This window comes from Streptomyces sp. NBC_01445, from assembly GCF_035918235.1.
In the GTDB taxonomy this organism is placed as follows: domain Bacteria; phylum Actinomycetota; class Actinomycetes; order Streptomycetales; family Streptomycetaceae; genus Streptomyces.
Genome location: NZ_CP109485.1, coordinates 3,472,358 through 3,490,688 on the forward strand (window position 1 = coordinate 3,472,358; position 18,331 = coordinate 3,490,688).

An 18,331-nucleotide genomic window follows, 5' to 3' on the forward strand; every position below is an offset into this window, starting at 1 on the left:
CCTGAGCACCCAATGCTCAGCCCGCCGCAGCCAGCACCAACGGCAGAACCTGCTCGCTCCCCGCCTGCCGGAGCAGCCGCGCGGCGACGGCGAGGGTCCAGCCGGAGTCCGTGTAGTCGTCCACGAGCAGGACGGGACCCGGAGCGCCGGCCAGGGCCGCAGCCAGATCGTCAGGAACAGTGAAAGTGTTGGACAGTGTCCTGAGCCGCTGGGCGGAGTTGCTGCGGCGTGCCGCGTGTACGTCCCCCGGCCCCGAATACGCGAGCGTGCCCAGGAAGGGGAGGCGGCCGACGGTCGCGATTCCCTGGGCGAGGGAACCGACCAGTTGCGGCCGGGTCAGGGACGGCACGGCGACGACTCCCACCGGCCGGGCAGAGGCGTCCGGAACACTCGGCGCCCACCCCCCGGGCGAGCGCGCCCAGTCGGCGATGACGGCTACCGCGGCCTTCAGGGCGTCGTCGGGGACGGGCCCGTCGGGCGCGTTCTCGGCCAGCAGCGGGCGCAGCCGGTTGCCCCAGCCGATGTCCGAGAGCCGCCCCAGGGCGCGCCCGGTGGAGCACTGTTCCTTGGCCGGGATGCGCCCCTTGAGGTCAATGCCCAGCGCGGGCATCCCCGTCGGCCACATGCGGCGCGGCTCGATCTCCACCCCCGGGCGGTCCAGTTCCCTGGCCGCCCCCGTCAGCATCTCCGCCGAAACCGAGGAATCGGCCCAGGCCCCCGCACAGTTGTCGCAACGGCCACACGGAGCCGCACCCTCGTCGTCCAGTTGCTGGCGCAGGAACTCCATCCGGCACTGGGACGTGCTCGCGTAATCACGCATGGCCTGCTGCTCGGTCGCCCGCTGCTTGGCCACCCACGCGTAGCGCTCGGAGTCGTACACCCAGTCGGCTCCCGTGGCCGTCCAGCCGCCCTTCACTCGCTTGACCGCGCCGTCGACGTCCAGCACCTTCAACATCGACTCGAGGCGACTGCGCCGAAGATCCACCGCCGCCTCCAGGGCGGGCACGGACAGCGGCCGTCCCGCACCCGCGAGCGCCGAGAGCGTCTGGCGGACCTGCGCCTCGGGCGGGAAGGCCGTATCGGCGAAGTAGCGCCAGATGGCCTCGTCCTCCTTGCCCGGCAGCAGCAGCACATCGGCGTGGGCCACACCGCGGCCCGCACGCCCCACCTGCTGGTAGTAGGCGATCGGCGAGGACGGCGAGCCGAGATGGATCACGAATCCCAGGTCCGGCTTGTCGAAGCCCATCCCCAGCGCGGAGGTGGCGACCAGCGCCTTCACGCGGTTCTCCTGGAGATCGATCTCGGCCTGGAGCCGGTCGGCGTTCTCCGTCTTGCCCGTGTACGACGCCACGTTGAAACCGCGCTGGCGCAGGAAGGCGGTGGCCTCCTCGGCCGCGGCCACCGTCAGCGTGTAGATGATGCCGGAGCCCTGAAGCTCATTCAGGTGTTCGGCAAGCCAGCCCAGGCGGTGTGCGGCATCCGGCAACTGGACCACGCCCAGGCGCAGACTCTCCCGATCCAACGGGCCGCGGAGTACCAATGCCTCGCCGGCTCCCGTACCCAGCTGATCGGCGACATCCGCCGTGACCCGCGCGTTCGCCGTAGCGGTGGTGGCCAGCACCGGAACACCGGCGGGAAGCTCGGCCAGCATCGCCCGCAGCCGGCGGTAGTCCGGCCGGAAGTCATGGCCCCAGTCGGAGATGCAGTGCGCCTCGTCGACCACGAGCAGACCGGTCGTGGCCGCGAGCTTGGGCAGGACCTGATCACGGAAATCAACCGAATTGAGGCGCTCCGGACTCACGAGGAGAACGTCGGTCTCGCCACGCTCGACCTCCTCATAGATCGTGTCCCACTCCTCCGGGTTGGCCGAGTTGATCGTGCGCGCCTGGATACCGGCCCGCGCCGCCGACTCGACCTGGTTACGCATCAGCGCCAGCAACGGCGAGATGATCACCGTGGGACCGGAGCCACGCCGCCGCAGCAGGGCCGTGGCCACGAAGTACACCGCCGACTTGCCCCAGCCGGTGCGCTGCACCACAAGGGCACGCCGACGCTCCTCGACCAGGGCTGCCACCGCCTGCCACTGATCCTCCCGAAGGCGCGCCGAACCCCCTGGATCGCCGACCAGCTCAGCGAGGATGGCGTCGGCTTCGGCACGCAGCTCCTGGTTACTCATGCCCCCATGCAACCCCACACCACTGACAACGACCCAATCCCCCGCCGCGATGATCACCGCCCGGCCCTTCCATCCGGCTGCCTGGAGGGTGTCCCGCCAGGTGCCGAGCTCCTCTTGATCCGAACCCCTCTTGATCCAATTCTCGGCGCGCCCGGGTCGCGGAGGTCAGGGGGTGTTACCGCTGGTCGTGGCGGTGACGACGCGATCCTGGCGTCTGGTCGAAGCCGTAAAAAACGTGATCCTGGCGTCACGGGTGACGGCGGTGGGCAGGGATATAGCCGACGCTTCCCCAGATACCGGCCCCTGGCCCCGATTGCTCGTTGCCGCAAGCCAGTGCGAAGGGAAGAATTGGAATCGCTCCCGCGCGGCTCGATCGTGGTCCGGTAGGGCTGTGCCGCGGTGCGCTCCCGCAGTCCGACCCCGCCCGCAGTGTGGGCGCGTAGCCGAAGGGAGGACCGTGACCTTCGGATTCGCTCCGTCCTCGGCGACATCATTGTCGACGTCATCGACGCGTGCCGACATGTCCGCCGACTCCGCCAATCAACTCGCCAGGGTGCTCGAACCCGCGGAATGGGCCGCGGCGGGGATCCCCTTGCTGCGCAATCCGCGCGAGGTCGTCAGCGGCCTGCACGCCCGGCACCGCCCCAAGCCTGAGACGGCCGTCGTGGCCGTTCTTGACACGGAGGAGCGGCTCAGTGCCAGCGCGTCGTTCACGCGGCGCGCGAGCGCGGCGGACGGCTGGGTGTTCCGCAACGCGCTGCTCACGCACCTGCGCCGGGTCATCCCGCACGACCTCCGACGCCGTACACCGGTGCGTACAGCTGTACTGCTCTACTGCCGCGAGGGCGACGCGCATTGGACGGAGGAGGACGGTGCGTGGATGTGGGGGCTGCGGGATGCCTGCACACTTCATGGGCTGCGCTGCGGGGCGTACATCACCATGACGCGGGACGGCTGGCAGGTACTCGGCGAGGGACGTGGCGGCCGGCGGCCGAGCCTTGGGTCGACGCCCGAAGTGTTCGAGGGCGGCGTCGAGCCGCCACTGCCGCGCGCAGGAGGAGCCGCGTCGGAGGTACTGCGCCGCGCGGCCGCCCGCTGAGAGCTGCCACTGGAACGAGCCCGTCGCGACGCGGGCCGCAGTCACACGACGCCGCCGGCCGCCCGCGGAACCGTCGAGCGGTCCGGGCAGCCGGCGTGCGGCGTGTCAGACTCCGGCGCCCAGCAGGGAGTTGATCCGCTGCGGGTCGCCGCACACGATCAGCAGGGCGCCCGCCCGGCCGAGGGCGAGAGGCATTGCCGCGGCGGCCGCCTCATCGGCGCCGCCGTTCAGCGCGACGACGACCACAGGCCGCTTGGTGGCACGCCCAGCGGCACCGGCGTCGGCGTAGAAGACGTCGTCACCCGCGTCGTGCTGCGCCCAGTAGGCGGTGTCGCCGAAGGACAGCTCGTGCGTGGCCCACGGGTGCGGGTCGCCGGTGGTGATCACCAGCACCTCGCCGGGCGCACGGCCCGAGTCGAGGAGCAGGTCGACGGCTTCCTCCGCGGCATCCAGGGCCCCCTCGACCGAAGCCGGGATCAGCTGGATCTGCGGCTGCGCGGTCGGCACGGCGGCGGGGGCGGGGGCGGCCGGAGCCGAAGGCCCCGGCTTGGCGGCGGACAGCGACTCGCGCGACGTGCGCTGCGCGGGCGGCATCGGCCGTGCGGGACCCGGGCGTCCGGGTCGCGGCGGCGCCGCGGGACGCGGGCCGGGTACAGGGCGGGGGGTCGGCGCGTTGCGGCTGCTGGGGGCCGAAGTGGCGCGGGGACCCTGGGCACTCTCGTGAATCTGAGGCTCCTCGGGAAGGAGAGGCATGAACTTATCTATCAAACGCCGGTGCGGGTGGCCCCGGCGGGTGGCACATGAGTGCGAACGGAAGATCAGAAGTCGAAGCCGAGTTGTCCTTCGATCTCCGGAACGTTTCCGTCCGCCCAGATGCGGGCCTTCTTGAGGTGCCGCCACTGGGGCAGCGCATCAAGATACGCCCACGTGAGCCGGTGGTACGGGGTGGGCCCCCGCACCTCCAGCGCGGCTTTGTGGACCGGCGACGGATAACCGGCGTTGGCCGCAAAACCGAAGTCTGCATGTTCGATGCCCAGTTCGGCCATCATTTTGTCGCGCCGAACCTTGGCGATCACCGATGCCGCGGCGACGGCCACACAGGACCGGTCCCCCTTGATCACCGTGCGGACCTGCCAGGGAGCGCCGAGGTAGTTGTGCTTGCCGTCGAGGATGACCGCGTCCGGACGGACCGGAAGGGCCTCGAGGGCGCGCACCGCGGCGAGCCGCAGAGCGGCCGTCATCCCCAGCTCGTCGATCTCCTCGTGGGAGGCGTGCCCGAGAGCATGTGCCGTCACCCAGCTCTCCAGCGTCTCGGCGAGCACTTCGCGCCGCTTCGGGCTGATCAGCTTGGAGTCGGTGAGACCTTCGGGCGGTCGGCGCAGCCCGGTGACGGCGGCGCACACAGTGACCGGTCCCGCCCACGCACCGCGACCGACCTCGTCCACACCGGCGACGATCTTGGCTCCGGTGGTGGCGCGCAGTGAGCGCTCGACGCTGTGAGTGGGTGGTTCGTACGGCATGGCGCCAGATAGCCTACGCCGCCTTGACCACTCAGCGACACCCCGGTACGACCGGCCCCTTCTCCGTCCACGCGGCACGATGCCACCACACACCCCGGCGCCGACTCAGATCCACGGTCGGCGCCGCCTCGCGTCACGCCCCCCGCGGCCGCAGCAGCGGAACCATCACCTGATCGATCATCTCCGTGAGATCACGCTCTTCCCATTCGCTCGCGCACACCTTGGAGCGGTACATCATCATCGCAGGAATGACATCGCAGACGTACGCGTCAGCGGCGCCGGGGCGAACCTCTCCCCGCTCGATCCCGCGGTTCACGACCTCTTTGATCAGCTCGACGCTCGGCTGGACGACGCCCTCGAAGATCACCTCATGGAAGCGCTGCGCCGTCGCCGAGTCGCATTCGTGAAGAACCGAACGCAGAGCGAATCCGGGGCGCGAGTACATCGCCTCACGCATCAGGCCGCAGAGCTCGATCAGGTCCTCCCGGACGCTGCCGCGGTCCGGCGCTCCGTCGAGCCTGGGCAGCGCCGCCTGGAGGGCGTCCGCGACGAGCTCCTCCTTGGACGGCCAGCGGCGGTAGACGGCGGCCTTGCCCGTCTGCGCTCCGGCGGCGACGCCTTCCATCGTGAGGGCGTTCCAGCCGACCGTACTGAGCTGCTCCAGCGCGGCTTCCAGGATGGCCCGCTCCAGCACGGGGCCACGCCGGCGCAGGGTGGCCGTCCGAGCGGGGGCGGCCGTCCAGCGCGAAGTATCCATCGTCTTCTCTCCGTTGGGGAACCGGGTGTTCTCGGCAGCTTCTTCAGTGAACGGTTGCGTTCACTGATGGGGAGTCACTACCGTTCGAGGCGACAGTGAACGGTTGCGTTCACTAACGCACTTGTGGGGGATCCATAGTGTCAACCTCTCAGTTAACTCAAGATCAGAAGCCGAACAAGCCAGGGAAGCCGGGGCAGGCACGACGGGCCGGGCGCCCCGGCATAGCCCTCGCCGTCATCGCGGCCTGCCAACTCATGGTGGTACTCGACGCGACGATTGTGAACATCGCGCTCCCGCACATTCAGGGCGCGCTCAAGTTCTCCACGACAGATCTCACTTGGGTCGTCAGCGCGTACACGCTCACCTTCGGTGGGCTGCTGCTTCTCGGTGGTCGCGCGGGAGACATCCTCGGTCGCCGCCGGGTCTTCATGTCCGGCATCCTGCTCTTCACGCTCGCCTCCCTGCTCGGCGGACTCGCCCAGGAACCCTGGCAGTTGCTGGCGGCCCGGGCCCTGCAGGGCGTCGGTGGCGCGATCGCGTCGCCCACCTCGCTCGCCCTCATCACCACGACGTTCCCCGAAGGCCCGGAGCGGAACCGCGCGTTCGGCGTCTTCGCGGCCGTCTCCGCGGGCGGCGGCGCCGTCGGTCTCCTCGCCGGCGGCATGCTCACGGAGTGGCTCGACTGGCGCTGGGTGCTGTTCGTGAACGTACCCATCGGCATCCTCATCGCGGTGCTGGCGCCGATGTACATCAACGAGTCCGAACGCCACCCGGGACGCTTCGACATCGCGGGCGCGCTCACCTCCACGGCGGGCATGGCCTCGCTCGTGTACGGCTTCATCCGGGCGTCGGAGGAGGGCTGGCGGGACAGCATCAGCGTGGGCTCGTTCGTCGCCGCCGTGGTGCTGCTGCTCGCCTTCGTGTTCATCGAGAGCCGGGCGAAGGAACCCATCACTCCGCTGCGGATGTTCGCCGACCGCAACCGCTCCGGCACGTACGTGATCATGCTGAGCCTGGCCGCGGCGATGTTCGGCATGTTCTTCTTCATCGTCCTGTTCGCACAGAATGTCCTCAACTACACGCCGATCGAGGCGGGCCTCGCCTTCCTGCCCGTGACGGCCGCGATCATCGTCGGTGCGGGCCTGTCGCAGCGGCTGCTTCCGGTCCTCGGCCCCAAGCCCTTCATGATGACCGGCGCGACCTTCGTCCTGCTCGGCCTCGGCTGGCAGACGTTCGTCTCCCCCGACAGCTCGTACGTGGGTGGGGTGCTCGGCCCGATGCTGCTGTTCGGCATCGGGATGGGGCTCAACTTCGTGACGCTCACCCTGACCGCCGTCTCCGGAGTCGCCCAGCACGAGGCGGGCGCGGCGTCCGGGCTGCTCAACGCGATGCAGCAGGTGGGAGGTTCGCTCGGCCTCTCCATTCTGACGACCGTCTTCGGTACGGCCAGCAGGAACGAGGCCAAGGACCAGATCCCCTCCTTCATGGCGCAGGCCACGCCCGAGCAGAAGGCGGAGTTCGCCAAGACCCATCAGCTCCCGGCTCCCTGGGGTCACCAGGTCCTGGCCGAGGGCATCTCGACCGCGTTCATTCCGGCCGCGGCGATGGCGCTGCTCGCCCTGATCGTCGCCACTGTGGTGATCCGGGTGCGCAAGAGCGACCTGGAAGCGCTCGCGGGTACCGCGGGTGCGGCCGGGCCGGCGGGCGGCTGACTGGGGGAAGCCGTCCACCGGGGAGGTGGATGCCGGGCCGTCCGACTCGACGAAGCCGGCCCGGTATCCATCACACCCAAGCCGATGCGTTCACCTGAGCCCTAGCCCCACGGTCTATCCGTCACGCCGAGTGAGGCGTGAGGAATCCACAGGTCAGACCGGCAGTCCGGGCGCCCACTCCGGCAGGGGCTCGGTCCGCTGCAGCCACAGGTCCGCCGGAGCGCCACCCAAGCCTGAAGCGACCACTCCGCCCACGATCGCGCACGTCGTATCCATGTCGCCGCCCACCTGGGCCGTCTCCCAGAACGCGCGCTCGAAGTCGCCGAGCCCGCGCGCCGCCGACCACAGGGCGAACGGCACGGTGTCGTGCGCCGTGGTGCGTCGGCCGCAGCCGAGGACCGCGGCCACCGTCCCCGGGTCGCCGTAGTCGAGCATGTCCCTGGCCCGCCGGAGCCCCGCGCCCACCGCACTGCGCGGCACAAGCGCGATCACTCCGTCGAGGAGCGCCTGCGGCGTCGGCGGTCCTGCCGGATCGGCCACGATCGCGGCAGCCGCGGCCACGGCCATGGCCCCGACCACGGCCTCCCGGTGCTGATGCGTCGGATAGGCGGAGATCTCGGCCTGATGGGTGGCCTGCTCCGGATCGTCCGCGTACCAGGCCCCGAGCGGCGCGATCCGCATCGCCGCGCCGTTGCCCCAGGAGCCCTGGCCCTTGAAGAGCGCGGAGGACAGGGAACGCCAGTCGCCGCCCTCGCGGATCTGCCGGAGCAGCCGGTTCACCGCAGGGCCGTAGCCGCGGTCGAAGTCGTGGTGCTCCGCGAAGGACCGGGCGAGCGCGTCCTGCTCGATCCGGTTCTCGGCGGCCAGGACCGCCACTACGGAGCACGCCATTTCGGTGTCGTCGGTCCACTGCCAGATGCCGTCGGGCAGCTCGCGGCGCTTGAGCAGCGGATGGTTGGCGGGCACGAAGAACTGGGAGCCCAGCGCATCCCCCACCGCCAGGCCGCGCAGGCTGGACAGGGCGCGGTCAAGCCGCACATGAGGAGAGGAGTCAGCGGTCATCGCCCTGCCACTCTAACCGGTGACTCCGTAAGGCTCCGGGTCACGCCATCGTTCGAACGGCCGGTCCAAGGTGTATTTGCCGTCCTTCCCGAGAACGAGTGCCCGCGTCTCACCGTTCCTGGGATTCGACAGACATTCGAAGTCGGCGACGGTCCAGTGGAACCAGCGCATGCAGAACAGCCGCATGGTGAGCCCATGGGTGACGAGGAGGACGTTCGAGGGGTGGTCGTGCGCCTCGAAGCTCCGGTACAGACTCTCCAGAAAAGCACCCACACGGTCGTACACGTCAGCCCCGGACTCGCCCTGGGCGAAGCGGTAGAAGAAATGGCCGTACGCGTCGCGGTACGCCTTCTGGAGGCGTACGTCGTCCCGGTCCTGCCAGTTTCCCCAGTCCTGCTCCCGCAGCCGCGGCTCCTCGCGCACCCGTACGAGTTCGGGGTCGAGCCGGAAGGCGCGGAACGTCTGGTGCGTGCGGCGGTAGGGCGACACGTACACGCTCACCTGCTCACGGCCGAACAGCTCCCGCAGGTACTTCCCTGTCTCGTCCGCCTGCCGGTGCCCGGTCTCGGTGAGGGCCAGGGCGTGGTCGGGCTCGCGTTCGTAGACGGTGTCGTCGGCGTTGCCCTCCGACTCGCCGTGCCTGACAAGGACAATGCGCCGCGGTCGTGCCATGCGGAAACCCTAGATCGGGAGGGCCCGGTTCGAGCACCCGTACGGGCTCCATCCGGCGTATGTCACACCGTGGTCGCTCCTGTGGCCGATCCGGATCAGACCGTCCAGGAGGGTTCGAGCTGGACGATGTCGCCCGTGATCCCGGCGATGTCGGTCTCCGTCTGGGCGCGGGTCGAGAGCCGCTCCACGCGTTCGGCCTGGTACTTGCCGTGCTCGGCCACGGAGTGCCACATCGACAGGATCAGGAACTCGTTGCCCGGCGCCTCACCGAACAGTCCGCGCACCATCCCCGGGGAGCCGGCCATCGCGGGGTTCCAGACCTTCTCCTGCATGAGCGCGAAGTGTTCCTCGCGGTCCGCGTGCACCCGGCAGTGCGCGAGGCGCACCGTGTCCGCATCCGTGAAGCGCGGCTCGAAGCCCGTCTTCACGTCGAACCGGTGGTCGAAGAGCTTCACTTGGATGTCTTTGTACGTGCCCGACTGGGCGGCCGCGAGCCGGTCGTGCGAGCGCGCCATGAAGGAGTCGTAGAAGGCACGGCTCTCCCAGAAGCCGAGGACATGAGCCACCCCCGGCCGATTTCTGCTCCAGCCCCCGCCCTGTCCCCGGAATCCCGGCTCCCCCAGAAGCCCCGCCCACTTTCGCTGCCCCCGCTCGAACCCGCGTCGATCGGTCACGGTGCAGCGAATCCACTTGACCAGCACCGCGCCATCGTACGGCCCACGACGTGGGTTAGGTCACGCTCCGGCGTCGCGCATCCTGGTCAGTCGTGCCGCGTCCTCGTCACTCAGTTCGATCCCGAACTCACGGGCGAGAAGGTCCATCAACTCGCCGTCCTGCACGTCCTGTTCGTCCCGGGTCCCGTCCGGCAGCTCGACCGACATCCGCATGTCGATGAGGGAGCGCTGACTGTCGACGGCGGCACGCTGGACGACGGGGCGATGAGTGAAGGCGGACCGCGGATGCGTCGACGTGTAGTGGTTCATCACCACGTAGTCGACGGGATAACGCTCCTCCAGGGTGAAGGCGTATATCTCCTCCCAGCCGCCGGGACGCAAGCCGCACAGGACCAGAACGCCGGCGCCCTCCGGCACGAGGCCGAAGGTCCACGGTCCCTGACGCACCTCGATCCCGTCCCTCAGGGGGATCGGCTCGCGCAGGCCCTGGGCGCCGAAGCCCACGTCGCACAGCCACTCCTGGCCGTCCCCCACGGTGACGCGGGTCAGCATGTGAGTGACCGCGCGAAGCGCCGTGGCGCCCGCCCGGACGCGGGCCCCAAGTCCCTTCACGGGGTAGCCGATTCGCTCCAGAACGGCCGCGAAGAGCAGGTTCTGCTCGTAGCAGTAGCCGCCGCGGCGCTGCCGCACAAGCTTCGCCTGCAAGGCGGAGAGGCTCAGGTCCACCGGCCGCCCGAGCATGATCTCCAGGTTCTCGAACGGGATCGCCGCGATATGCGCCCGGTGCAGCGCGCGCAGCGTGTCCAGGTCCGGTTTGACGTCTCCCGTGAAGCCGATTCGCGCCAAGTAGGCGTCGAGATCAAGGTCTTCCCCGTTCCAGTTCATGGCCACAATCGTAGGACGTAGCGTGTCCGTAGCAGTCATGAGCAGTCAGTGACGAACAGCCGTAACCAGCAGCCGAGAAGGGGGAGTTCGGTGAGCAGCTTCAAGAAAGGGCTCAAGAAGGTCGAGGTCGCGCTGAAATGGGACCCGAGCCCGATCGGCCAGCCGCCCCATGATCTCGACATCATCGCGGCGACCTACACATCCGACGATCCGGGCGGAGCTCCGGCCTACGTCGTGCACTTCGACAGCCGCTCCCCCGACGGGACCATCACCCTCAACAGGGACAGCACGACGGGCCAGGGCTTCGGATTCGACGAAGTCATGACACTGGAACTGGAGCGCCTGTCGCCCTCCTACGCGCGCGTGGTCGTCGGTATCGCCATACAGCAGGGAGAGCGGGCAACGGTGTTCGGAGCGGTGGCGAACACAGCGGTCCGTATCCGCGAGGGGTACACCGGCCTCGCACAGAACGACTTCTCCGAAGTGGCCGATTCCACGGCGGCCGTGATCGCCGAATTCGCGAGGGACGACTCCGGAGAGTGGGCCTTCCGCGAGGTGCTCCAGGGCTACGACAGCGACCCGACATCGTTCGCCGCCGCGATGGGCGGCGCGCACTGAGCGCTCCGGGAACGCGGAACGGGTGAGGGGCGGCGGGCCTGGTGGCCCGCCGCCCCTCACCTCACTGCGTCAGCGGATCAGCTGCAACCGCTGGTCGAGCCGCAGCCCTCGCAGATGTAGCAGGAGCCGGCGCGCTGCATCTTCGTGCCGCAGGAGAAGCACAGCGGGGCGTCCGCCTGGATGCCCAGCTGCATCTCCACGAGCTCGGCGCTGGTGTGCGCCTGCTGCGGAGCGGGCGCCGCGGCGACGGCCTCGGCCTTGGGGGCCTCGACGACGGCCTTCAGGGACTCGGTCTGCCGCGGGGCGGACTGAGCCAGCCCCTCGACGTCGACATCGTCGATGGACTGCTCGTACGAGCCCGTCTCCAGGTGACGCTGACGCTCCTCGGCCGAGTGGATGCCGAGCGCGGAGCGCGTCTCGAAGGGCAGGAAGTCGAGCGCCAGGCGGCGGAAGATGTAGTCGACGATCGACTGCGCCATCCGCACGTCCGGGTCGTCCGTCATGCCGGCCGGCTCGAAGCGCATGTTCGTGAACTTCGAGACGTACGTCTCCAGCGGGACGCCGTACTGCAGACCGACGGAGACGGCGATCGAGAAAGCGTCCATCATGCCGGCGAGGGTGGAGCCCTGCTTCGACATCTTCAGGAAGACCTCGCCGAGACCGTCGTCCGGGTAGGAGTTGGCGGTCATGTAGCCCTCGGCGCCACCGACGGTGAAGGAGGTGGTGATCCCCGGGCGGCCCTTGGGCAGACGCTTGCGGACCGGACGGTACTCGACGACCTTCTCGACCGCGGTACGGATGGTCTCCTCGGCCTTGGCGGTGACCGCCTCCTTCTCCTTCTCCTTGGTCTTGGCGGAGAGGGGCTGGCCGACCTTGCAGTTGTCGCGGTAGATGGCGAGCGCCTTGACGCCCATCTTCCACGCCTCGAAGTAGACCTCTTCGACGTCCTCGACCGAGGCGGTCTCGGGCAGGTTGACCGTCTTGGACAGCGCGCCGGAGATCCAGGGCTGGATGGCGGCCATCATGCGGACGTGGCCCATCGCGGAGATGGAGCGCTCGCCCATCGCGCAGTCGAAGACCTCGTAGTGCTCGGTCTTCAGGCCGGGGGCGTCGATCACATTGCCGTTGTCGGCGATGTGGGCGACGATCGCCTCGATCTGCTCCTCCTGGTAACCCAGGCGGCGCAGGGCCTGCGGGACGGTGCCGTTGACGATCTGCATCGAGCCGCCGCCGACGAGCTTCTTGAACTTGACCAGGGCGAGGTCGGGCTCAAGGCCGGTGGTGTCGCAGGACATCGCGAGACCGATGGTGCCGGTCGGGGCGATGACCGAGGCCTGCGAGTTGCGGAAACCGTTCTTCTCGCCGAGGCGGACGACGTCCTGCCAGGCCTCCGTGGCGGCGGCCCAGATCGGCGTGTCCAGGTCGTCGATACGGACGGCCTTGGTGTTCGCGTCAGCGTGCTGCTTCATGACCCGCTGGTGCGGCGCGGCGTTACGGGCGTAGCCGTCGTAAGGGCCGACGACCGCGGCGAGCTCGGCGGAACGCTTGTACGAGGTACCGGTCATCAGCGACGTGATGGAACCGGCCAGGGCGCGGCCGCCCTCGGAGTCGTACGCGTGACCCGTGGCCATCAGCAGGGCGCCGAGGTTGGCGTAGCCGATGCCCAGCTGGCGGAAGGCGCGGGTGTTCTCGCCGATCTTCTGCGTCGGGAAGTCCGCGAAGCAGATCGAGATGTCCATCGCGGTGATGACCAGCTCGACGACCTTGGAGAAGCGCTCGACGTCGAAGGACTGGTGACCCTTGCTGTCGTCCTTCAGGAACTTCATCAGGTTCAGCGACGCGAGGTTGCAGGACGTGTTGTCCAGGTGCATGTACTCGCTGCACGGGTTCGAGCCGTTGATCCGGCCGGACTCCGGGCAGGTGTGCCACTGGTTGATGGTGTCGTCGTACTGGATACCGGGGTCGGCACACGCCCACGCGGCCTCGGCCATCTTGCGGAAGAGCGACTTGGCGTCGACCTCCTCGATGACGTCACCGGTCATCCGGGCGCGCAGACCGAACTTGCCGCCGGTCTCCACGGCCTTCATGAACTCGTCGTTCACGCGGACCGAGTTGTTGGCGTTCTGGTACTGGACGGACGTGATGTCGTCTCCGCCCAGGTCCATGTCGAAGCCCGCGTCACGCAGCGCGCGGATCTTCTCCTCTTCCTTCACCTTGGTCTCGATGAAGTTCTCGATGTCGGGGTGGTCGACGTCGAGGATGACCATCTTGGCCGCGCGGCGCGTGGCGCCACCCGACTTGATCGTTCCTGCGGAGGCGTCGGCACCGCGCATGAAGGAGACGGGACCGGAGGCATTGCCGCCCGAGGACAGCAGCTCCTTGGAGGAACGGATCCGCGAGAGGTTCAGGCCGGCGCCGGAGCCGCCCTTGAAGATCATGCCCTCTTCCTTGTACCAGTCGAGGATCGACTCCATGGAGTCGTCGACGGCAAGGATGAAGCAGGCGGAGACCTGCTGGGGCTGCGGCGTACCGACGTTGAACCACACCGGGGAGTTGAAGCTGAAGATCTGGTGCAAGAGGGCGTACGCCAGCTCGTGCTCGAAGATCTCGGCGTCGGCGGGCGAGGAGAAGTAGTTGTGGTCCTCTCCGGCCTTCCGGTACGTCTTCACGATCCGGTCGATGAGCTGCCTGAGGCTCACCTCGCGCTGCGGGGTGCCGACCGCGCCGCGGAAGTACTTGCTGGTGACGATGTTGACCGCGTTCACCGACCAGAAGCCGGGGAACTCGACGCCACGCTGCTCGAAGTTGATCGAGCCGTCGCGCCAATTGGTCATGACGACGTCACGGCGCTCCCACTCCACCTCGTCGTACGGATGCACGCCGGGAGTCGTGTGGATGCGCTCGATACGCAGCCCCTTGTTGGCCTTGGCTCCCTTGGCGCGGGAACCTCGTGCCGGGCCACTCGTCGTCTCTGTCATGCCGCCTCCCTATACCGGGCTAAAACGCCCCGAAGTGCCTCGATCTTCCCGTGGCACGGTGTGTGTCTTGTATTGCGGACGCCGCTCTTGCCGCCCGCAACAGGTCTGGATGGCCGCCGACCGACCCCTGGGCCGGTCAGTCGGCAGCGGTGGCGGGCACGGGGACTTCGACAGTCCCTCCGGGCCCGCAGCCACATGGTTCGCGCTCTCCGCCCGCGTCCCCGCGGCTCGCACCGGGCAGCTGTTCCCTCAGCTCCGCGATGGCCGAGTCGAAGTCCTCCAGCGAATTGAACGCCCGGTACACGGACGCGAAGCGCAGATAGGCGACGAGGTCGAGTTCCTGAAGCGGGCCGAGTATGGCCAGGCCCACGTCATGAGTGGTCAGCTCCGCACTGCCGGTGGCACGCACCGCCTCCTCGACCCGCTGGCCGAGCTGGGCGAGGGCGTCCTCGGTGACGGGGCGGCCCTGGCACGCCTTGCGGACGCCGTTGATCACCTTCGTACGACTGAAGGGTTCGGTCACCCCGCTCCGCTTGACCACCATGAGCGAGCACGTCTCCACGGTCGTGAAACGACGGGAGCAGTCGGGGCACTGGCGGCGCCGGCGGATCGACGTGCCGTCGTCGGTGGTGCGACTGTCGACGACACGGCTGTCGGGGTGCCTGCAGAAGGGGCAGTGCATGGAACTCCAACCCTCCTTCACAGCACGACTCAATGGCCTCGCGAGGCCCTTCAGGCCCCTCGAAGCAGCCCCAAGCATAGGCGATGACCGAGGCCTCGTTGGACCGGGGACCACAACTTCTGGGCTACTGATGCCATCGAACCACTAGATCTGGGGTTTGGTCGCTAATTCGCCCCCACGCGTGTCGCTTTCACCTCACGAACACCGGGGCGGGAGCGCGCTCATGACGGATGCGCGCAGATCGCGGGCGGCGGCGCACGGAGAGGGGGCCGGTTCCGGGTTGACGGACCACCGGATGGCACACTGGGAGCCCCACGGAGCGGGTCTCGGCCTCGGCGGTGAAGCGTACCGCAATGGACCGAATTGCCACTCCGGCAAAGCGCAAGGCATACACCCAGGCACATGATCACGACAAGCAATCTGCGATTTTTCACTCGAACGTGTGTTTGGCGCAACCTTTCGAAAGCAACTACCGTTGGCTAGCTAGGGAGAACATCTCGAGAGGGGCCGACCGACGTGACCACCACCGCAGACAGCGCCACCATCACTGCCCAGGACCGTTCCCAGGGCCGACTCGAGCCGGTGCATGCCATGAATGACGCATCCATGAGCGCGGAGGGGCCGAAGCCCGCGCGCTCCTTGCCGGGCCGACCTCCCGGAATCCGCGCGGACAGCTCGGGGCTCACGGACAGGCAGCGCCGCGTCATCGAGGTGATCAGGGACTCCGTGCAGCGGCGTGGTTACCCGCCGTCGATGCGGGAGATCGGTCAGGCGGTGGGCCTGTCGAGCACGTCGTCGGTCGCGCACCAGCTGATGGCCCTCGAGCGCAAGGGCTTCCTGCGCCGGGACCCGCACCGCCCCCGCGCCTACGAGGTCCGCGGGTCCGACCAGCCGAGCGCGCAGCCCACGGACACCGCGGGCAAGCCGGCCGCGTCGTACGTCCCGCTCGTCGGCCGCATCGCCGCCGGTGGCCCGATCCTCGCCGAAGAGTCCGTCGAGGACGTGTTCCCCCTCCCCCGGCAGCTGGTCGGAGACGGTGAGCTGTTCGTCCTGAAGGTCGTCGGCGACTCGATGATCGAGGCCGCGATCTGCGACGGCGACTGGGTCACGGTCCGCCGCCAGCCGGTCGCGGAGAACGGCGACATCGTCGCCGCGATGCTCGAGGGCGAGGCCACCGTCAAGCGCTTCAAGCGCGAGGACGGCCATGTGTGGCTGCTGCCGCACAACTCCGCGTACCAGCCGATCCCCGGTGACGAGGCGACCATTCTCGGCAAGGTGGTGGCCGTTCTGCGGCGGGTGTGACCCCGCGCCCCTGACCGGGCCCCGGAACCAACTGCGCCGGTTCCGGGGCCCTGCTGTGTGCTGAGTCTGCTGTGTCCTAAGTCCGATGTGTCCTGGGCCTGCCGAGCGTCATTGGCCTACCGGATCCGAGGGCCTGCCGCGTGGGCGGAGCCCCGGGTGTCCGGGCCTGCCGCCCACGCGATGGCGCGGTCCGCGCGGCTACGCGCTCTCTTCGGCTTCGGCGGTCGCCTTCGCGTCGATCGCGGCCAGCGAGCGCCGCACCTGGTTCCGGTCCGTCGTGTACCAGAAGTCCGGCATCGAGGCCCGCAGATAGCTGCCGTACCGGGCCGTCGCCAGCCGCGGGTCCAGGACCGCCACCACGCCGCGATCCCCCGTCGCCCGTACGAGGCGGCCCGCGCCCTGGGCCATCAGCAGGGCCGCATGCGTCGCCGCAACGGCCATGAAGCCATTGCCTCCGGCATCCTCGACGGCCTTCTGCCGGGCGCTCATCAGCGGGTCGTCCGGCCGCGGGAACGGGATCTTGTCCATGACGACGAGCTGGCAGCTGGCGCCCGGCACGTCCACGCCCTGCCAGAGGGAGAGCGTGCCGAACAGACACGTCTTCGGGTCGGCCGAGAACCCCTTGATCAGCTCGCCGAGCGTCTCCTCGCCCTGGAGGAGGATCGGGTACTCGGGAAGCCGGGTCCGCAGCTCCTCCGCCGCGGCCTGTGCGGCGCGCATCGACGAGAAGAGCCCCAGCGTCCGGCCACCGGCGGCCTGCATCAGCTCGGCCAGCTCGTCCATCATGTCGCTGCGGGTGCCCTCACGCGCAGGGCGTGCCAGATGCTTGGCGACATAGAGAATGCCCTGCTTGCGGTACTCGAACGGCGATCCGACGTCGACGCCCCGCCACTGCGGGAGGCCCTCGCCCTCCTGGCCCTCGGGGGCCAGGCCCAGAGAGGCACCCACCCCGTTGAAATCGCCGCCCAGCTTGAGTGTCGCCGAGGTCAGCACCACGGACCGCTCCGCGAAGAGCTTCTCCCGCAGCAGGCCGGACACCGACATGGGGGCCACTCTGAGGGACGCGCCGAAGCGGTCGTGTCGCTCGTACCAGACGACGTCGTATTCGGAGCCGTTCGTGATGCGCTCGGCCACGTCGTGGATGCTCTCCACGGAGGCCAGTGCCTGCTTGCGTACCGCGTCCTCGTCCTGGACGGACTTGTCGCGTGTGGTGCCCATGGCCGAGATGACGGTCCGGGAGGCGTCCCGCAGCGCCATCAGCGCGTAGCCGAGGTCCTCCGGGATCTCCTCCAGACGGCCGGGCAGCGCCAGCTCCATGAGCCGCTCGAAGCCCTCGGCGGCGGTCTGGAGCTGATCGGCCGCCTTCTCGTTGACGAGCTTGGCGGAACGGCGCACCGCGCGGTTCACCTGCCCCGGGGTGAGCTCGCCGGTCGCCACACCCGTGACCCGGGAGACGAGCTCGTGCGCCTCGTCCACGATCAACACCTCGTGGGACGGCAGGACCGGTGCCCCTTCGATGGCGTCGATCGCCAGGAGCGCGTGATTCGTGACGATCACATCGGCGAGCTTGGCCCGCTCGCGGGCCGCCTCGGCGAAGCACTCCTGCCCGTACGCGCACTTGGTGGCGCCCAGGCACTCCCTGGAGGAGACCGACACCTGGGACCAGGCCCGGTCGGAGACTCCGGGGGTCAGATCGTCCCGGTCGCCCGTCTCCGTCTCGTCGGCCCAGTCCCGCATCCGCAGCAGGTCCTGGCCGAGCTTGCTGGTCGGAGCGGCCGCCTCGAACTGGTCGAAGAGCCCTTCCTCCTCGTCCTGCGGCGCTCCTTCGTGGAGACGGTGCAGGCACAGGTAGTTCGACCGGCCCTTGAGCATGGCGAACTGGGGGCGCCGGCGCAGCAGGGGGTGCAGCGCGTCGACCGTGCGCGGCAGGTCCCGCTCTACGAGCTGGCGCTGGAGGGCCAGCGTGGCCGTCGCGACCACGACCCGCTCCCCGTGCGCCAGGGCAGGAACCAGGTAGCCGAGGGACTTACCGGTACCCGTGCCTGCCTGGGCGAGCAGGTGGGAACCGCCGTCGATCGCCTCGGCGACGGTCTCGGCCATGGTCACCTGGCCAGGTCGTTCCGTACCGCCGACGGCGGCGACGGCGGCGTGCAGGAGCTCGGGGAGGGAGGGCTTCGTCATAGCTCGACCACCC

Annotated in this window: 15 protein-coding genes; 4 read left to right on the plus strand and 11 right to left on the minus strand. The window is 69.1% G+C overall.

Annotated elements, in window-relative coordinates:
* Nucleotides 1-16: 16 nt before the first annotated feature.
* Complete coding sequence (locus OG574_RS15805; RefSeq protein ID WP_326773773.1) at nt 17-2,176, minus strand: RecQ family ATP-dependent DNA helicase; 2,160 nt, start codon at nt 2,174-2,176, stop codon at nt 17-19.
* Between the two features lie 457 nt (nt 2,177-2,633).
* On the opposite strand from OG574_RS15805, the gene OG574_RS15810 reads away from it, so the two are divergent.
* The gene (locus OG574_RS15810) at nt 2,634-3,275 is read left to right on the plus strand and encodes a hypothetical protein (protein ID WP_326773774.1); all 642 of its coding nucleotides are present in this window, start codon (nt 2,634-2,636) and stop codon (nt 3,273-3,275) included.
* A 105-nt stretch (nt 3,276-3,380) separates the two neighbouring features.
* Here the strand turns inward: OG574_RS15810 and OG574_RS15815 are convergent, their stop codons facing one another.
* The 3 genes from OG574_RS15815 to OG574_RS15825 all read right to left on the minus strand — a co-directional run bounded on the left by OG574_RS15815 (nt 3,381) and on the right by OG574_RS15825 (nt 5,552).
* Nucleotides 3,381-4,028: a hypothetical protein gene (locus tag OG574_RS15815; RefSeq protein WP_326773775.1), complete on the minus strand. Its 648-nt coding sequence runs from the start codon at nt 4,026-4,028 to the stop codon at nt 3,381-3,383.
* A 65-nt stretch (nt 4,029-4,093) separates the two neighbouring features.
* Nucleotides 4,094-4,795, minus strand: a complete 702-nt coding sequence (locus tag OG574_RS15820; RefSeq protein WP_100591121.1) for a ribonuclease HII — start codon at nt 4,793-4,795, stop codon at nt 4,094-4,096.
* Between the two features lie 133 nt (nt 4,796-4,928).
* Entirely contained in the window at nt 4,929-5,552 is a 624-nt protein-coding gene (locus OG574_RS15825) for a TetR/AcrR family transcriptional regulator (RefSeq protein ID WP_100591120.1), read from the minus strand.
* Between the two features lie 137 nt (nt 5,553-5,689).
* Here OG574_RS15825 and OG574_RS15830 point away from each other — a divergent pair, with 137 nt between their 5' ends.
* The gene (locus OG574_RS15830) at nt 5,690-7,264 is read left to right on the plus strand and encodes an MFS transporter (RefSeq protein ID WP_326773776.1); all 1,575 of its coding nucleotides are present in this window, start codon (nt 5,690-5,692) and stop codon (nt 7,262-7,264) included.
* Nucleotides 7,265-7,417: 153 nt separating this feature from the next.
* Here the strand turns inward: OG574_RS15830 and OG574_RS15835 are convergent, their stop codons facing one another.
* The 4 genes from OG574_RS15835 to OG574_RS15850 form a co-directional block, all read right to left on the minus strand.
* Complete coding sequence (locus tag OG574_RS15835) at nt 7,418-8,326, minus strand: ADP-ribosylglycohydrolase family protein (RefSeq protein WP_100591118.1); 909 nt, start codon at nt 8,324-8,326, stop codon at nt 7,418-7,420.
* Between the two features lie 12 nt (nt 8,327-8,338).
* Nucleotides 8,339-8,998 (minus strand): histidine phosphatase family protein, encoded by a 660-nt coding sequence (locus OG574_RS15840; protein ID WP_100591117.1) that lies wholly within the window; start codon nt 8,996-8,998, stop codon nt 8,339-8,341.
* 95 nt (nt 8,999-9,093) lie between these two features.
* Nucleotides 9,094-9,699 (minus strand): YdbC family protein, encoded by a 606-nt coding sequence (locus tag OG574_RS15845; protein ID WP_326773777.1) that lies wholly within the window; start codon nt 9,697-9,699, stop codon nt 9,094-9,096.
* 33 nt (nt 9,700-9,732) lie between these two features.
* Nucleotides 9,733-10,557, minus strand: coding sequence for an arylamine N-acetyltransferase family protein (locus OG574_RS15850; protein ID WP_326773778.1), 825 nt, complete (start codon nt 10,555-10,557; stop codon nt 9,733-9,735).
* A 90-nt stretch (nt 10,558-10,647) separates the two neighbouring features.
* On the opposite strand from OG574_RS15850, the gene OG574_RS15855 reads away from it, so the two are divergent.
* Nucleotides 10,648-11,175 (plus strand): TerD family protein, encoded by a 528-nt coding sequence (locus OG574_RS15855; protein ID WP_326773779.1) that lies wholly within the window; start codon nt 10,648-10,650, stop codon nt 11,173-11,175.
* 77 nt (nt 11,176-11,252) lie between these two features.
* Here the strand turns inward: OG574_RS15855 and OG574_RS15860 are convergent, their stop codons facing one another.
* On the minus strand, nt 11,253-14,153 hold the full coding sequence (locus tag OG574_RS15860) for a vitamin B12-dependent ribonucleotide reductase (protein WP_326773780.1): 2,901 nt from the start codon (nt 14,151-14,153) through the stop codon (nt 11,253-11,255).
* A gap of 136 nt (nt 14,154-14,289) precedes the next feature.
* Nucleotides 14,290-14,835, minus strand: a complete 546-nt coding sequence (gene nrdR / locus OG574_RS15865; RefSeq protein ID WP_326773781.1) for a transcriptional regulator NrdR — start codon at nt 14,833-14,835, stop codon at nt 14,290-14,292.
* A gap of 516 nt (nt 14,836-15,351) precedes the next feature.
* Between nrdR and lexA the strand changes: the two genes are divergently transcribed.
* Nucleotides 15,352-16,137, plus strand: coding sequence for a transcriptional repressor LexA (gene lexA, locus OG574_RS15870; RefSeq protein ID WP_100591111.1), 786 nt, complete (start codon nt 15,352-15,354; stop codon nt 16,135-16,137).
* Between the two features lie 198 nt (nt 16,138-16,335).
* On the opposite strand, the gene OG574_RS15875 is transcribed toward lexA, so the two are convergent.
* Nucleotides 16,336-18,318: an ATP-dependent DNA helicase gene (locus OG574_RS15875; RefSeq protein ID WP_326773782.1), complete on the minus strand. Its 1,983-nt coding sequence runs from the start codon at nt 18,316-18,318 to the stop codon at nt 16,336-16,338.
* Nucleotides 18,319-18,331: the final 13 nt, after the last annotated feature.

Excerpts from the sequence above, each read along its gene's own strand:
- OG574_RS15875 (WP_326773782.1), bottom strand. The coding sequence starts at position 18,318 with ATGACGAAGCCCTCCCTCCCCGAGCTCCTGCACGCCGCCGTCGCCGCC.
- OG574_RS15815 (WP_326773775.1), bottom strand. The coding sequence starts at position 4,028 with ATGCCTCTCCTTCCCGAGGAGCCTCAGATTCACGAGAGTGCCCAGGGT.
- OG574_RS15805 (WP_326773773.1), bottom strand. The coding sequence starts at position 2,176 with ATGAGTAACCAGGAGCTGCGTGCCGAAGCCGACGCCATCCTCGCTGAG.
- OG574_RS15840 (WP_100591117.1), bottom strand. The coding sequence starts at position 8,998 with ATGGCACGACCGCGGCGCATTGTCCTTGTCAGGCACGGCGAGTCGGAG.
- nrdR (WP_326773781.1), bottom strand. The coding sequence starts at position 14,835 with ATGCACTGCCCCTTCTGCAGGCACCCCGACAGCCGTGTCGTCGACAGT.
- OG574_RS15850 (WP_326773778.1), bottom strand. The coding sequence starts at position 10,557 with ATGAACTGGAACGGGGAAGACCTTGATCTCGACGCCTACTTGGCGCGA.
- OG574_RS15835 (WP_100591118.1), bottom strand. The coding sequence starts at position 8,326 with ATGACCGCTGACTCCTCTCCTCATGTGCGGCTTGACCGCGCCCTGTCC.
- OG574_RS15860 (WP_326773780.1), bottom strand. The coding sequence starts at position 14,153 with ATGACAGAGACGACGAGTGGCCCGGCACGAGGTTCCCGCGCCAAGGGA.
- OG574_RS15825 (WP_100591120.1), bottom strand. The coding sequence starts at position 5,552 with ATGGATACTTCGCGCTGGACGGCCGCCCCCGCTCGGACGGCCACCCTG.
- OG574_RS15820 (WP_100591121.1), bottom strand. The coding sequence starts at position 4,795 with ATGCCGTACGAACCACCCACTCACAGCGTCGAGCGCTCACTGCGCGCC.